Origin of the sequence: Chitinophaga fulva, assembly GCF_012927205.1 — a bacterium.
GTDB classification, from domain to species: domain Bacteria; phylum Bacteroidota; class Bacteroidia; order Chitinophagales; family Chitinophagaceae; genus Chitinophaga; species Chitinophaga fulva.
On sequence record NZ_JABBGC010000004.1, the window covers coordinates 905,580 to 921,566 of the forward strand.

Below are 15,987 nucleotides of genomic sequence, written 5' to 3' on the forward strand. Positions count from 1 at the left end.
TGTAAATGACGGATCGTTCTTAAAAAACAGCCTGAACAACATCTTAGCCCCGGGCTTCAGCCCGGGGTTTTTTGTTTATGTCATAAAAAATCATTTACTTCACGTTAAAATGACGCAAACAGGTATGGCGAAATTATTTCACGAATACAAAAATCCATCACTGGCGGTAGACCTTGTGATATTCGGTTATCACGATAATACACTTTCCGTGCTGTTGCTCAACAGGAAAGAGGAGCCGTTTAAAGACTGCTGGACATTGCCCGGCGGCTTTTTGCAGATGGAGGAAACATTTCTGGGCACCTGTTACCGTATCCTGAAAACGAAGACAGGTATGGACGATGTGTTCCTGGAACAATTGTATTCATTCGATAACCCCGGGAGAGACCCTCGCGGCCGCGTTATTGCAGTGGGGTATTATGCCCTTATTAATCCTGCCCGGTTCAATATTATCGCCGGTAGCATGGCCAACGACGTGAAATGGTTTGATGTGCATAAAATGCCGAAGCTCGGATTTGACCACCGGGATATTTTCCAGCTGGCACTACAACGCCTGAAATCGAAGATCCTGTATGATCCGGTAGGCTTTGAGTTGTTGGACGAGCTGTTCACTATCACCGAGCTGCACGAGCTGTACGAGTGTATCCTGGAAACGACCATCGACCGCCGCAATTTCCGCCGCAAAATCCTGGACGCTGAATATGTGATCAACACCGGCACCAAAAGAGAGGGGCTACAGAACCGTCACCCCGAGTTATATAAATTCAATAAAAAACTGAAAAAGAACAGTTTTCAGATCAATGTTAATGTCTCATGAAACTAAAGACCGTTTCCTGGAAAAAGTTGCAGGAAACCCTACCGGCCTCCGGTAAACAGCTTATTGCCCAACAGACTGCTGATACACTGGTGGTGTATCAGGCCTTCAGACCCGCTATCGCCAATTATGCCGTTGAACACCAGGTTTTCGGCGGCAATGCCTACAGTTACGACCGTATGTCGTGGATAAAACCCAATTTCCTTTGGATGATGTACCGTTGTGGCTGGGCTTTCAAAGAAGGGCAGGAAAGAGTACTGGCCATCCATCTCCCTAAAACTTTTTTTGAAAAAATATTATCACAGGCGGTGCCGTCTTCTTACAAGCCCTGGCTTTTCCCAGAAAGGGATACCTGGGAGGCGACCTTAAAAGCTGGAGACGTACGCCTGCAATGGGACCCCGACCATGACCCATGGGGTAATAAGCTGGAAAGAAGGGCCATCCAGCTGGGATTGAGAGGTCCTATCCTGAAGGAATTTGGCCAGCGGCAGATTACAGCCATTGAAGATATCACGGACTTTGTAAAGGAACAGCATGAGGTATTGCTTCATAATCCAGCTGCACTGATGGTGCCGGAGGAGAGCGTATATACCCTGGAAGATGCTGTTCTCTGTAATACCATTGATTTACGTTAAACCAGTATGCTATGGAAAAACATACCTACACCCCGGAGATTTTTACATTAAAGAATTTTCTTACCGCTGATGAGTGCCGGGAACTGATAGAGCGCAGCGAGGCCATGGGCTATGAAGAAGCGACGGTAGACGTGGGCGGCGGGCAGCAGCGGATGATCAAAGGTGTGCGGAATAACGAAAGGGTGTTGTATAAAGATGCAGCTTATGCTACCTTTATATGGGAAAAGTTGCGTCCCTATGCGCCGGAGGGCACTGATAACCGTACTGCATGCGGCCTGAATGAGTTGTTCCGTTTTTACAAATACAGTTCGGGGCAGCGTTTCAAAATGCATAAGGACGGCAGTTTCGTGCGGAACCGTTTTGAAGCCAGCCAGTACACCTTTATGATTTATCTCAATGAAGGTTATACCGGCGGCAGTACTATTTTCAGAACAGGAGAAGAAGTGTTACCGGAAACAGGGATGGCGCTTATTTTTTATCATCCGTTGCTGCATGAAGGTACGCTGCTGACAGCGGGTACCAAGTATGTGCTTCGGTCGGACATTATGTATAAATAAAAGGAATCATGCCTGCCACGTACGTTATTGGCGATATTCACGGCGCCCTGAAAGCACTGAAACAGCTGCTGGAAAGGATCGGGCCGGAAAAGGACGACCGGTTTATTTTTCTGGGGGATTATGTAGATGGCTGGTCTGAGTCTGCTGAACTGATACAGTTCCTGATGGAGCTGTCTGCGCAGTATACCTGCATATTCATTAAGGGCAACCACGATGCCTGGTGCGAGATGTGGCTGGCCGGCGAACAGCCAGTTGTCAGCTGGCTGCAGCATGGTGGCAGGGCTACAGTGGCCAGTTACAATAAGCTGTCTGAGAAAGAAAAGTTACATCACCTGGCTTTCTTTAACCGGATGCTGAATTTTTACGAAGAGAATGACAGACTGTTCATCCATGCGGGTTTTGCTTCTATGCATGGCCCTGCGTATGAACGCTTTGAGGGCATGTGTTACTGGGACCGCACGTTGTGGGAACTGGCTTTGTCCATGGACAGGAAGCTAAAAAAGGACGCCGTCAATTATCCCAAACGGTTACTGCTATACGACGAAATATATATCGGTCATACCCCTACGCTGAATTATGATGAAGAAATGCCGATGCACCGGGTGAATGTGTATAACGTGGATACCGGCGCGGCCTTTACCGGCAAACTTTCAGCGATGAACATAGATACGAAGGAAGTATGGCAGAGCGATCCTGCTTACCTGTTGTACCCCAACGAAAAAGGCCGGAATCCATGATCCCGGCCCCACTTAAACCCTAACTGAACCTGAACCACTAGTATTCCGAAATAGGATAGCTGTTGCAATGTCCGTTGCCGTAGTTGGTACGGCTGAATGTACCCTGAGGCGTTTTATTGAGCGTTATTCCGGATACCGGCAGGTACCCGGATTCACCGTAGCAAGACCATCTAAGCACCAGCGGGTTCATGGCGTTCACATCTACCGACATCAATCCCAGGTCCTGGATACCCAAGTGATAATAAGCATCCTGTACTTCCAGTACATTGTCCAGATCATCGTCAGGTGTCTGTTCACCAGCTTTCCAGACGATATCGCGGTAAGCGTCGAAATTGATAAACCAGCTGCCCTCTTTTTTCAGTACGCCGTTAGTGATAACCAGGTTACGCACTTTCCGGGCATTGCTATAACCGAAATTATAGTTGCCCTCTACTTTTACACCGTTCACCATATAGTTAATGAGCTGGATCATCAGTGCGCCATTGGTCTCATTATAATCCAGCACCAACTGCCCCTGTCGTATATATTTATCTGTACAGGTTTTTGAGGGGTTGAAGGAGAGCGTGATTTTCCGGTGGCCTTCCGGTGTGAGGCCGGTGGTGACATCGGCGCAGGCGAGGCATTGACTGCCATTCTTATATCCGTCGAGGTTACTCAGTACTTTCAATGCAATGTAATCCAGTTCATTGATGGCCGCTTCTACTTTCACGAGGGCTTTACCATAAGCATCCAGCTTGCTGGTTTTATCGTTGCCTTCTGGTGGAACCGGATGGGGAGTGTCTCTTTTTCTACAGGAGAGCAGCAGGCATAGCATAAACAGATAGAAGATAGTCCTTTGCATATTGGGGTTGTATTATGACAGCAAAGGTAGAAAAGGAAGGGGGCGGGGCATCGGTAGTAATATCGGAAGAAAAAAATCAGGGAAAACACGTAGAAATGATTTTCGATTTTTTGATTTTTGAATTTAGGGATTTTAAAAAAATGCAGCGGAGGTCAACATCATGTAACCTCCGCTGCATTTTAAATATCTAAATCAAAAAATCGTAAATCAAAAAATTACTGTACAACTTCCTGCATGCCTTGCATGCCGCCGGCCATGTTCTTACGTTTGAACAGGGTCATATCCACTTTACCGAAGCGGTAAGCGAAGTTGAGGCGGATCATCTGCGGGTCACGGAGACGGTTGTAGTATTGCGTAAAGTAAATGCTTTCAGAATACTGGTCCATTTTGCGGCTTCTGAAGATATCGGCGAAGCTCAGTGTCACGGAGGCAGCATTGTTTTTCAGGAAGCTCTTCTTGATAGCGGCGTCTACTGCATAGAAAGAGGCAATGTAACCCTGTGAAGCGTTCTGTGACTGCTGCATAGGAGGACCGTCCTGTCTGCCTTTGTTGTCATTGACAGGCAGGTTGGATTTGGACTGGTACAGACCGGTCAGCTGTATTTCAAAATTGAGCGGCAGTTTGAAAGTGTTGTTCAACTTGCCGAACCAGGCCCACCGGGCGTCTTGTGAAGGTTGTCCGGTGTTGTCTGTATTGATCTTTGAATTATAGATGTTCACGTTGGCTGACAGTGACCACCATTTGTTGATGGTGTTCATAGAGGTCAGTTCTGCACCCATGGCGTAGCTGGAGTTGGCGTTGATGTACGTGTTAACCAGCAGTTCAGCGCCATTGGCAGGATCGGTTTCCTTGGTGAGGAAACGGGTGATCAGGCCGTTGGTGTGCTTGTAGTACACCGTACCCATGAAGGTGTTGTTGCCTTTGAACGTTTTGAGGTAAGACAATTCCAAAGAGTTGGTGAACTCAGGCACCAGACCAGGATTACCTTTGGTGATGTTCAGTTTATCGGTAGAATCGGTAAACGGAATCAGCTGGAAGAAATTCGGTCTGTTAATGCGGCGGGTATAGCTCACCTGCAGTTCCTGCTCATGTTTCAGCTTCTGGCTGAGGAAGATGGAGGGGAACAGGCTCACCGGATAATTGTTTTTGAACGTTTGTTTTACGTTGATCAATTCGCCGTTGTAGTCAGAGCTTTCTGCGCGCAGACCGGCTTTATAACTGAAGTTTTTGATGTTGTGTGAGATGCTGGCGTACGCAGCATATACATTATCAGTGTTTTTGAAATTGTTGGACGCACCCGGGATCAACCTGTAGTCGGTGATCTGATGGTCATACATATAGTTGTTGAAAAACGTTTCTGTACGACGGCTGGACATACGCAGACCTGTTTCCAGTTTCAGCGTCTTGGTGAAAGGTCTTACGTAGTCTGTCTGTACCGTGATGAAAGAAATTTTACTGTTGCCGATGATCCGTTGCATATCGGTGCGGTTGATCGCACTGTTGGCGTCGGCGCCGGCGTAGAAGTTGGTGATGTAATCGGCGTTGTGGTTGCCTTTACCACCGAAATAGTTCGCATCTACCGTCAGTTCTTCACCTTCGCGGGGGAACAGGTGTTTCATGCCCAGTACCAATCCATTCGCGTCGAATGCCATTTTGGAGTTGGAGTTACGTTCGCTGAACATACGGATGATATCTTTTCCCCTGATGGTATCGGTGTTGATGCCGATGTTTTCTTCCGGTTTGAATTCACCATGTACTTTGATACCAGAGATGGAGAAAGTGGTGCGGTTGGTGGCGAACCAGTCTACGCCTACTTTTCCGAAGGCAAAGCCACCGTTTTGGCGGTTGGCATTGGACTGGAGAATGTGGGTGTTGGGATCGTCGCCAAAATTGAGACGGTCAGTGGTACCGTTGGTACGGCTTTTCATCTGGTTGCCCATAGCGCTGGCGGAGAAGTTGATTTTACCCTGACGAACGTTGAAGTCGGCGCCCGCATTGAGTGCGCCGCGTTTGTCCACACCAGCACGGAGATTACCGTTGTAACCGGTTTTACGGTTTTTCTTCAGCACAATGTTGAGGATACCTGCGTTACCGCCGGAAGCATCATATTTAGCAGAAGGATTGGTGATCACTTCCACGCTTTCGATCGCGTCGGCAGGGATCTGTTCCAGGGTGAGGGTCGTGGGGCGGCCATCGATGAACAGCTGTGGAGAGCTGTTACGCAGGGTAACGTTACCGTCTATGTCCACGTTGACAGAAGGTACGTTTTTCATCACGTCGAGGGCGGTACCGCCGGCGCTCGTGATATTTTTTTCTACGTTGAACACCTTTTTGTCGCCATCCATCTGCATGATAGGTTTAGAACCGGTTACGGTCACACCCTGCAGCTGTGTGGTGCTGGATGCGAGTTTGATGTTACCGAGGTCTTTATCGATCGGAGGAAATACAACTGGCTGGGTATGGGTTTTGTAACCGGTACCGGATGCCTGGAGTTTGAGTGGCCCTCTGAGCGGCAGTTCATCGAGGCTGAACTCACCATTGGCCTGGGTGAGCACACCTTTTACGAGCACGTCTTTCATCTTTTTAGTAGCAGTGTCCATACGGCCCTGCAGGATGATAACGGAGGCGTAGCCAACGGGTTTGCCATCGGCGTCAATTAACTTACCATATATATGTCCGATATTACCCGGACCTTTACCTGCCATGCCACCTGGGGGCATTTTTCCGCCCGGGGCCTGGGCGTGTGCTTGGGTCAGGAACAGCACGAACATGAAAAACAAGTAGATTTTTCGCATTTTATTAGAATTCTGAGTGTACAAAAGTAGACTTGCCAAATCGATTTTTCTGGCAAATGAGATGAGTGGTCGAAATCCTGATACAAAACCCGGTTTATCAGGGGTGATTTTTTCCGGCGATGGCATAAAGGGCATCCCGGTAGGTGTCGCCAACGGGTAGCTCGGTATCCTGTAAAAACACGCTGTTCTTCCGGATGGCCGTAATAGCGGCAACGGAAATAATGTACGATTTGTGGATACGGATAAAGCGGGCCGGCGGCAGCTGTTCTTCGAGGCTCTTGATGCTCATGCGGGTGATCACTGGTTTGGTGGAGCTTTTCAGGTGGATTTTTACATAATCCTTTAGTCCTTCTATCCAGATAATATCAGAGAAGACAATCTTAAACAGGCTGTAATCCACATTGACAAAGAAAAAGTCGCTCTGGTCGCGGGCTGCTTTGCCGGCGCTTCTGAGCTGATGCAGTTCGTTGGCTTTGTTGCAGGCTTTGACGAAACGTTCCAGTGACACCGGTTTTACCAGGTAGTCGGTCACGTCGAGGTTGAACCCTTCCAGGGCATATTTCTCATAAGCAGTGATCAATATCACGATCGGTTTGCTGGCCATGGATTGCAGGAATTGCAGGCCGGTAAGGCCAGGCATCTGGATGTCGAGGAAGATCAGGTCGACCTGTTGCGTCCGCAACACTTCCATGGCTTCAAAAGCATTGTTACATTTAGCTACCAGTTGCAGATAAGGCACCATACTGATGTTATCTTCGAGCAAATCGAGCGCCAGCGGTTCGTCGTCAATGGCTATACATCTCATGGTGTATTGTTGATTTTGGCATTTAATGCAGGTCCAACTGCAATGTTACGTAAAACCAGTCATCTTTGGAATTGATCTGCAATACGTAATTATTTCCGTAAAGCAGGTTGAGCCGGCGTTTTACGTTGACCAGCCCTATTCCGCTGGTTTTATCTTTCACTTCTTCAGAAGTGGTGTTGTATTTATTCCTGACGGCAAAAAAAAGTTTGTCGGCCGTGGTAAATAGGTTGATATCGATCTGCGCATGCATAATGAAGCCGGTACCATGTTTGAAGGCGTTTTCCACAAATGGTATCAGCAACATGGGTTCTATCTCATAGTGATTATTAGGCACATTCATTTCCACATTGATCTCCACATTTTTGCCAAAACGCTGCCGTTGCAGGTCAATGTAGCTTTGCAGATATTCCACTTCGCGCTGGAGGGGCATTTTCTCTTCATCTGCTTCATAGAGCATGTACCGCATCAGGGAAGATAACTTGATGAGGGAAGGTTCCAGCAGGTCCGATTTTTTACGCGCCAGCGACACCATATTATTCAGCACATTGAACATGAAGTGGGGGCTCACCTGCGAGCGTAATAGGGACAGCTCCGTTTTCAGGTTCTCGTTTTCCCGGGCGCTGACTTTCCGTTCCATCAGTATCCGTTCCCGGACCATTTGAAAGGCCGTGCTGGCAGACAAGATAAACAGGAAAGTAAAAACGGTGAAAAGGATCAATGGTTTCAGGTCTACGATGGCTTTCCCAAGGTAAAACCGTTCAAAGACGTACCGCATGGCACAAAAAGCCATGAAAACCAGGAGTTGCACGCTGGTGTATTCCATGGTCCGCTTTTGCTGTACCAGCTTGGGGATCAGGTAAAAAGCGTTGGTATAGAAAAAGATGATCTGCGCGATATAAAATACCAGCAAAAAGTAAAACCAGGAAGTCTTTTCTGCCATCTCCGCGGGAGAAGCAGGCTTCTCATAGGTGGGGCGTAGCAGGAAAGGGAGCGAGTAGAGCAACGTCCACACCAGTGCATGCGTTGCAACAATCGCCCATTTGCGGTTATACCATTCTTTTGCCATGCCGCAATTTATGGATTAATAGCGAGGCCACAGGATGACTTGCGACCAACCTGTCAATTTCCACGATGAAGACCGTTGTCCGTTACCGTTTGGGGGAGAACCCGCTGGCGCCGGTCACGATATTGGCTTTCAGCTCACTTAAAATGGAATACAGTCCGAAATAGGTGCGGTTAATATAAAGACTATGCCGGGACCCTCTGGCTACTTTGGACTCCCGGACTTCCTTCATGTTATAAAGTTCGTCCATATAGGCATAGATCTCATTGAAATAGGCTTCATTGCCGAAATCAAAATGATCTACGGTAAACGGGAGGGTGAGCAGGTCGATCATATGCTGGAAAAGCCCTGAGAAAAACTCCACTTCTTTGGGAGTATCACTGGGATGGATCATTTCCAGGTTGGTATATATTTCGTGTCGGCGTTTTTCGTCCTTTAGTACTTCCTTATCTGTCAGCAGGAAATAATTGTAATAGAAATCCTCGGGAATTTCTTTCACACAACCAAAATCGAAGATACCTACTGTTCCATCGGGGCGCATCAGGAAATTACCGGGGTGCGGATCGGCATGCACCTGTTTAAGGTGATGTACCTGGAACTGGTAGAAATCCCAGAGTGCCTGTCCTATTTTGTTACGGGCATCCTGAGAGGGGTTTCCCTGCAGGAATTCTTTCAGGTGCTGTCCATCGAGCCAGTCCATGGTGATGATCCTTTCGGAAGACAGTTCCGGATAATACTGCGGGAACAGCAAATGGGGGATATGGGCACATTCGCGGGAAAGTGCCATAGAGCGGGTCAGCTCCAGTTTATAATCCGTTTCTTCCAGCAGTTTACTTTCTATTTCCTGGAAGTATTTGTCCATGTCCACTTCGTTCATGCCCACAATGCGGATGGCAAAAGGTTTTACGATGCGGAGGTCTGATTTTACGCTGTTGGCTACGCCGGGATATTGTATTTTGACCGCCAGTGCTTTACCATCTTTCCAGGCTTTGTGTACCTGGCCGATGGAAGCGGCGTTGGAGGCGCGCATCTCAAATTTATCGTATAGCTGTGCCGGTGACTTCCCCAGTGTTTTTACAAATGTGTTGACTACCAATGGCCCGGAGAGTGGCGGCGCGCTGTATTGTGACATCGCGAATTTCTCGGTATAGGCTTTAGGCAGCATGCCTTTGTCCATACTGAGCATCTGCGCTACTTTCAGGGCACTGCCTTTCAGGCTGCTGAGGGTGTCGTAGATATCGGCAGCATTATCCTGGTGGAGTGTCTCTTTGGAAAGAGACGGGTCCACCAGTTTGCGGGTATAATGTTTAATGTAATTGGTCCCTACTTTCAGTCCGGTGGTAACGAATTTCCCCGCCCTTTCCACTTTGGAGGTGGGGATGTTGGATTGTTCTTTCATAAAGCCTATTTCCGCGTAAAGATGAATTTACCAAAGTCGAGCAGCGAATCCAGTGTATTAGATTTTATCAGCTGGAAGCTGAGGTTCACTGCTTTTTCGATGGCAGCATCTGTCATTTCAAAATTGGCGCTGGTGTCATTGAGCCAGTATTTCAGTACGAAAAGGGCCTGTACCCAGAAGCCATGTACATATTGATCAGAGATGTATTTTCTTTCCTTGATTTCGTTGGAAGTATAGCCTTCCTTGATCAGTTCCCTCACGTATGCATAGAACGCACGTTTGAAGGTTTCCAGTTTATTGCGGTAAAGGTCTGGCAGCCTGAATTGTTCCCTTTGTTGGAGGAAGTAGCTGCGATCGTCTTTCAGTTTCTGTACCCAGAGGAAATAAAAGGCCAGCAGTTTTTCCTGTGCGGAATATTGCTGGTAGGTTTCATCGTCGTGCAGCTGCACGAGGGTATCTTCAAAAACAGCCAGCCAGATATCTTTTTCGATGGCTTCCAGCGAAGCGTAGTTTTCGTAAAAAGCGCTCTCGCTGATGTCGAGCTGTTTGCAAAGGCTATATACAGAAACAGGTGCCTTACCGTTTTCCAGCCAATAAATTTTGTAAGCGTTACGGATGAGTTGTTTGTCCATGTGCAAGGATTTACTATTGTTGTAATACCCCGCCCGGAGAGGCCCGGAGGTTATCAAGTACGGGGAAAAACACTGCATACAAATTTACGCTTAAAGCGATTATGAACTTTAACTTTAACACCACCTTTGCATTTTAATATTTAGTTATTGGGACATTTAAATATTTGATTTACGGATTTCGGGATTTGAGAATTTTGGGATTTGCGGTGAAGATCAACCTGATATAAAATATCATGCTCTTCGATTTATCTAAATTTCAAAATCAAAAAATTTGTAAATCCGTAAATCAAATATTTAAATGATTTAAATGAAAAAATGTTAAAATATTCTATCTTTGCCGCGTTATTCGTTTTTCTCATCTGTTAAAACGAACTACCCATGACAGAACATCTCCACATATCGCCCCTTGCAATTGTCGCCTAAAAGGCGGCCTTACCGGGTTATTTCCTGTATTTTTTAACACCGTTTGAATTGTAATGGTATGCCGTTTTGTGCCATGCCAGGATGATTCCTTTGTTGCCGCGCACGGGCGTATAGCCTGCTGCGATAGCATTGCAGTGAAATAACCGGACCAATCAAACATTTATTACCCCTTAATTACATACGTTTTGTCTGGTTTAAGAACAAAAGAACTGAGTAAAATCGGTTATACCGATGACCGGGCCAGGAGCCTGGTGATCAATATTATGGCGCGGCATTTCAAACATCATGATAAAGCCGCCATTATACAGCTGTTGACAGATATTAAAGATCGTCCGGCTGAATTTTTACACGATGAAGTGCTGGGAAAGATAGCGGCTATTTTCGCTGACCAGCCGAAGGAGTGCCATTTCCAGTCGTTTGACCTGCTGGAAGCTGCCGGGCAACTGAAAGTTTATGGTAGCAAAGAGATAGAGCATGCTGCCCGTCAACAGATGGAGGTGGCCATGTCATTGCCGGTCACGGTACAAGGTGCGCTGATGCCTGATGCGCATATGGGCTACGGCCTTCCGGTTGGCGGCGTGCTGGCTACTGAACAGGCAGTGATCCCGTATGCGGTAGGCGTGGATATCGGCTGCCGTATGGCGCTCACCCTTTTCGATGAAGGAGAAAGTTTCCTGAAACGCTACAGTTATCAGTTGAAAGTGGCCATGAAGGAATATACCCATTTTGGTATGGAAGGCGGACTGGAATTCCGCCAGGAGCATGCGGTGCTGGACAGGCCTGAATTCCGTGACACGGCGTTGCTGAAAAGCCTGCATGGCAAAGCAGTGCGGCAACTGGGATCGTCCGGCAGCGGTAACCACTTTGTGGAATTTGGGCTACTTACGCTGGAAGAAGACAACTCATTGTCATTACCGCCGAAGCAGTACCTCGCGTTGTTGTCGCATTCCGGCAGCCGCGGTTTAGGCGCCGCTATCGCCCAGCACTATACGAAAATAGCGACCGATACCTGCAAACTACCACGTTCCGCGCAACAGCTGGCATGGCTGGATATGAACAGCGAAGCAGGGCAGGAGTACTGGTTGAGCATGAACCTGGCCGGTGATTACGCCCGTGCCTGCCATCAGCAGATACATCGCCATCTGGCAAAGGCTACCGGGCTGAAAAGCCTGGCTACCATCGAAAACCACCACAATTTTGCATGGGAGGAAACGCTGACGGATACGCGGAAAGTGATCATCCACCGTAAAGGCGCTACCCCGGCGCATGTTGGTGAGCTGGGCATTATTCCCGGCAGCATGACTACCCCTGCCTACCTGGTCCGTGGCAAAGGAGTGGAGCAGTCTCTTTACTCTGCTGCGCATGGCGCCGGCAGGGCCATGAGCCGCTCTAAAGCACGGGAGAAAATGACGGTATCGGCGCTGAAGAAAATGGTGACTAACGCAGGCGTGACCCTGATTGGCGGCAGCGTGGAAGAAAACCCGCTGGCCTACAAGGATATCGACCGGGTGATGGACGCGCAGCATGAGCTGGTGAGTGTGGAAGGGCGGTTTATGCCTGTTATCGTGCGGATGAATAAAGAGTAGCCGCTCACGTTATATCAATTAGAAACGGGTCGGGGTACAATGCCCTGACCCGTTCTTTTTCCCGGGGTACTGGTAAATATGAGAAAGAATATTTATTTTAATGGACTTATTGTTTACCTATGACCCAACGGCTACAATCCCTCGATATGATGAGGGGTGTCATCATGCTTCTACTGGCAGCGGAAAGCGCACATCTGTACTGGTCACTCGACAGCCTGCAGTCCGACGGTTTATGGCATACGTTCATGCAACAGTTTTTCCATCATCCGTGGAATGGGCTACGGGCGTGGGACCTGGTGCAACCTGCCTTCATGACGATAGCCGGCACAGCCATGTATTTATCGTGGAATGCCAAAGCACAAAAGGGTATCAGCTGGCAACAAAATTTTAAACATATTGCGTGGCGTTGCGGGAAATTATTTATATTCGGTACTGCATTACATTGCGTATATGCGGGCAGGTTAGTCTGGGAGTTGTGGAATGTGCTCACGCAGTTGTCCGTAACCACGATCATTGCATATCTGATTATTCGCCGTTCTGTAGTATATCAGCTGGTGGTCAGCCTGTTGCTGCTCCTTGCCACTGATCTTATGTATCGTTTTGTCATTTTACCTGGATTCGAGGATGCTTTTACACAGGGGCGCAATTTCGGCGCCTACCTGGATACGGTCCTGATGGGAAAAATCAACCCGGATGGATGGGTCGCAATTAATTGTGTCCCTACGGCAGCACACACCATTTGGGGCGTACTGGCGGGGAAACTGTTGACTGGCCCTAAAACACCGTTACAGAAGACGGGTGTATTGGCAATAGCCGGTGTTGTGGGACTGGTGGCCGGTTTTGGCCTGGACATGGCTGGTATAACGCCGATCATTAAACGAATCAGCACGGCTTCTTTTGTGCTGGCATCCGGCGGCTGGGTCATGCTTATCATGGCGCTGTTCTATTGGCTGGCCGATGTGCGGGGACATGTACGTTACGCGTGGATAGCCACTGTAGCGGGTATGAATGCCATCTTTATCTACCTGTTTTTTGAAACGGTAGGTGCACAATGGGTGAATCCCGCCACAGGCATTTTTGTAAAAGGGTTTACCCACATGCTGGGCATACCGGAAGAATTCAGGGAGGTCCTGTCTGCACTGACCGTACTGGCATTGGAGTGGGGCTTGTGTTACTGGTTGTACAAACGAAAGATATTTTTCAAATTATAAAGAGATCATCAACGATATAAGAGATCGTAAACGAATAGCTATCTGAGAAACCCTTATGAATCAGCCCCGGTATCGGTTACCGGGGTTTCTTTTTGGGTTTCGGGGAGACCCCTTACCATTAATACGATCAACAGTCCACACAACGCCATGATGCCAAAAGAAACCCGCAGATGGGTAGCCTGTGCCACAAAGCCCACCAGTGGCGGTACTACCAGGAAGCCCAGATAACCGATAGTGGAAATAGAAGCCAGCGTCTGTCCGCTGTTGGCATCCCGTGATTTGCCGGCGAGGCTGAATACCAGCGGCACGATGCACGAAACGCCGAATCCGGTGAAAATAAAGCCGATAGCGGTAATTACGGGATGGGGCATGGCAATGGCGAGCACCAGGCCACTCAGAATCAGCCATCCGCTGTAGTACAGCATATTTTTGATGCCCATCTGGGCTACAAGGCGATCGCCGGCAAAGCGGCCAAGGGTCATAGCGCCCATGTATACCATGAAAGACGCGGTGGCTGCGGTGGCGGTACCACCGGCTACCTTATGGAAATAGATACTGCTCCAGTCATACATGGTGTTTTCAGTGGCCATACAGGCGAAACAGATAAAGGAAAAACGGAGCAGTGATTTGCCAGGCAGTGAAAACGCCGGTTTTTTTACCAGGCTGGGCACCGGTTGGTCGGGATACGCACGTGGCCCGTAGTACAGCGTAAACACCAGCAGCAATGCGCTCACGATCAGCATATGCCAGGATGGGGCCACCTGCATAGACACCATCAGGTAACCGATACCGGCGCCGGTGGAACCGGCAATGCTCCAGATACCATGGAAGGTGGTCATAATGGATTTTGGATACATATGTTGTACCTGCACCGCCTGCGAATTCATGGAAAGATTGAGCAGATTACGGGAAGAACCAAAACAGAACAGCGTCAGCGCCAGTTGCCACAGACTGGTGGTGAAACCGGGAAGGCTCAGCACCAGGTTGAAAACCAGGGCGCCGATCAGCATGATTTTGCGGCTGCTGAAACTACCCAGCAGTTTGCCGGTAACAGGCATCGTCAGCATCAGTCCAATAGGCAGTGCCAATAGTACCAGTCCCAGCTGTGCTTCGTTGAGATGCAGCTGTTGTTGTATAGAAGGTATCCTGGACGCCCAGGTGGAGTAACCCAGTCCGGAGATAAAAAAGAAAACGGAAACGGCCGTCCGGTATTGTCGTGCGTTGGCTTCGGTAGCTTGCGGTATCTCTATGAACATCTGTGATCGTACACACCTCTTTGAAGAGCCATGAGGAAGGCAAAATTAGATAAATCCGGGAGATGTTTGATGAATTCTACGATATTATAAATTCATGCATCCGTACGGAACCCAGGGCTAAAGCCCTGGGCTACGTTGTTGTTCAAGCGTTTTTTATGCCAGGTGTTTTTCGTAAATGTTTGTATCCATGAATTTCAGATCGTGAATCGCAGCAATCTCCCTGACAACGCCATCATCAGAGACTTCCGCATAGAAACAAAAATCCATTTCCTTACACACCCTAACTGTAAAAGAACCTGAACAACAACGTAGCCCAGGGCTTTAGCCCTGGGTTTTCAATTTCGCCAACGCCCGTACCGGGAACGTCCCTACGCCTTTGAATTTGGGCGGTACGGCGCTGAAGGTGAAACCCTCATCCGGTAATAGCTCCAGATGGCAGAGATGTTCTACGATGAGTATTTCGGCGCCCAGCAGGGTGGTATGTACCGGCCTGCTGCGGCCTTGTGTGTTGTCGATGTTGTGTGAGTCGATGCCGACCAGCTTCACGTCGCAGTCACGCAGGTATTCGGCTGCGTCGGCGGTGAGGAACGGATGGTTTTCGTAATACGTGGGCGTGTTCCAGTGGGTGGCCCAGCCGGTATGTACCAATACAGCGTGGTTGCGTATTTCGTGGTTCCGGAGTCTGTTGGCGGTAATAGCGAGGCCTTGTTCATAAGGTGCGCGGATGACGATGGCGTCCAGGTCAACGAACCGTTCCAGCGGCATTTCCGACATGTCTTTTCCGTCGGCATAACGATGGAAGGGGCAGTCGATATAAGTGCCGGTATTGGTGACCATTTCTATTTTCCCGATCTGGAAGGTGGTGTCGCCGTCATACAGTGCGGCGGAGTTTTCGCGGCTGAGGAAATCACAGATCACGGGAGCAGGCAATCCTTTATAGGTCACCAGCCCGTTTTCGATGGTGTGGCTTAGGTCCACGAGGTAATTTTGTCCGCCGGTGCCGACCGGTTTTCGTTTATGCGGCTCAGTGAGAATTTCTTTGTTAAGGATATGGGTTTCGCCTACCATCAGCAGGCGCATGTCGGCTACAATATAGTCTGCCAGTTCTTTGTCGGAGATGTCGTCGCCGGCGATGTCCAGGCGGAAATCCTCTCCTTTGATGCCGCCACCGTTGGTGAAGCGAATATCAAAATCAAATTTTACTCTTTTGTTCATCGGTTGATAATTTTCCCGTTT

General features: G+C 48.6%; 14 protein-coding genes. 6 read left to right on the forward strand and 8 right to left on the reverse strand.

Annotated features, from left to right (window positions below; translation table 11 throughout):
• The first annotated feature begins 124 nt into the window (after window positions 1-124).
• From HHL17_RS32140 to HHL17_RS32155, 4 genes are read left to right on the forward strand one after another with little or no spacing between them, the layout of a single operon-like run.
• A complete protein-coding gene (locus HHL17_RS32140; protein WP_169228891.1) occupies window positions 125-814 on the forward strand; it encodes an NUDIX hydrolase in 690 nt (229 codons plus the stop codon).
• On the forward strand, window positions 811-1,446 hold the full coding sequence (locus tag HHL17_RS32145; protein ID WP_169228892.1) for a DUF4291 domain-containing protein: 636 nt from the start codon (window positions 811-813) through the stop codon (window positions 1,444-1,446). The genes HHL17_RS32140 and HHL17_RS32145 overlap by 4 nt, the downstream gene beginning before the upstream one ends.
• Window positions 1,447-1,457: 11 nt before the next feature.
• Window positions 1,458-2,003, forward strand: a complete 546-nt coding sequence (locus HHL17_RS32150; protein WP_169228893.1) for a 2OG-Fe(II) oxygenase — start codon at window positions 1,458-1,460, stop codon at window positions 2,001-2,003.
• An 8-nt stretch (window positions 2,004-2,011) separates the two neighbouring features.
• Window positions 2,012-2,740: a metallophosphoesterase family protein gene (locus HHL17_RS32155; protein ID WP_169228894.1), complete on the forward strand. Its 729-nt coding sequence runs from the start codon at window positions 2,012-2,014 to the stop codon at window positions 2,738-2,740.
• Between the two features lie 37 nt (window positions 2,741-2,777).
• Here HHL17_RS32155 and HHL17_RS32160 read toward each other — a convergent pair whose 3' ends face one another.
• The 6 genes from HHL17_RS32160 to HHL17_RS32185 all read right to left on the reverse strand — a co-directional run bounded on the left by HHL17_RS32160 (window position 2,778) and on the right by HHL17_RS32185 (window position 10,275).
• The gene (locus HHL17_RS32160; RefSeq protein ID WP_169228895.1) at window positions 2,778-3,581 is read right to left on the reverse strand and encodes a hypothetical protein; all 804 of its coding nucleotides are present in this window, start codon (window positions 3,579-3,581) and stop codon (window positions 2,778-2,780) included.
• 215 nt (window positions 3,582-3,796) lie between these two features.
• Entirely contained in the window at window positions 3,797-6,376 is a 2,580-nt protein-coding gene (locus HHL17_RS32165) for a TonB-dependent receptor (protein WP_240976016.1), read from the reverse strand.
• A 97-nt stretch (window positions 6,377-6,473) separates the two neighbouring features.
• The gene (locus tag HHL17_RS32170) at window positions 6,474-7,181 is read right to left on the reverse strand and encodes a LytR/AlgR family response regulator transcription factor (protein WP_169228896.1); all 708 of its coding nucleotides are present in this window, start codon (window positions 7,179-7,181) and stop codon (window positions 6,474-6,476) included.
• 22 nt (window positions 7,182-7,203) lie between these two features.
• Window positions 7,204-8,247 carry a sensor histidine kinase gene (locus HHL17_RS32175; protein ID WP_169228897.1) on the reverse strand — a complete coding sequence of 348 codons (1,044 nt, stop codon included), beginning with the start codon at window positions 8,245-8,247 and terminating at the stop codon, window positions 7,204-7,206.
• Window positions 8,248-8,329: 82 nt separating this feature from the next.
• Window positions 8,330-9,643: an ABC1 kinase family protein gene (locus HHL17_RS32180; protein WP_169228898.1), complete on the reverse strand. Its 1,314-nt coding sequence runs from the start codon at window positions 9,641-9,643 to the stop codon at window positions 8,330-8,332.
• A gap of 5 nt (window positions 9,644-9,648) precedes the next feature.
• Window positions 9,649-10,275, reverse strand: coding sequence for a TetR/AcrR family transcriptional regulator (locus HHL17_RS32185; RefSeq protein WP_169228899.1), 627 nt, complete (start codon window positions 10,273-10,275; stop codon window positions 9,649-9,651).
• A 608-nt stretch (window positions 10,276-10,883) separates the two neighbouring features.
• Here HHL17_RS32185 and HHL17_RS32190 point away from each other — a divergent pair.
• Together HHL17_RS32190 and HHL17_RS32195 are read left to right on the forward strand one after the other, a co-directional pair.
• Window positions 10,884-12,284 carry an RtcB family protein gene (locus tag HHL17_RS32190; protein ID WP_240976017.1) on the forward strand — a complete coding sequence of 467 codons (1,401 nt, stop codon included), beginning with the start codon at window positions 10,884-10,886 and terminating at the stop codon, window positions 12,282-12,284.
• 119 nt (window positions 12,285-12,403) lie between these two features.
• Window positions 12,404-13,495 carry an acyltransferase family protein gene (locus tag HHL17_RS32195; protein ID WP_169228900.1) on the forward strand — a complete coding sequence of 364 codons (1,092 nt, stop codon included), beginning with the start codon at window positions 12,404-12,406 and terminating at the stop codon, window positions 13,493-13,495.
• A 53-nt stretch (window positions 13,496-13,548) separates the two neighbouring features.
• Here the strand turns inward: HHL17_RS32195 and HHL17_RS32200 are convergent, their stop codons facing one another.
• Together HHL17_RS32200 and HHL17_RS32205 are read right to left on the reverse strand one after the other, a co-directional pair.
• Entirely contained in the window at window positions 13,549-14,751 is a 1,203-nt protein-coding gene (locus tag HHL17_RS32200) for an MFS transporter (protein WP_169228901.1), read from the reverse strand.
• A 321-nt stretch (window positions 14,752-15,072) separates the two neighbouring features.
• Window positions 15,073-15,966 carry a cyclase family protein gene (locus HHL17_RS32205; RefSeq protein WP_169228902.1) on the reverse strand — a complete coding sequence of 298 codons (894 nt, stop codon included), beginning with the start codon at window positions 15,964-15,966 and terminating at the stop codon, window positions 15,073-15,075.
• Window positions 15,967-15,987 lie beyond the last annotated feature (21 nt).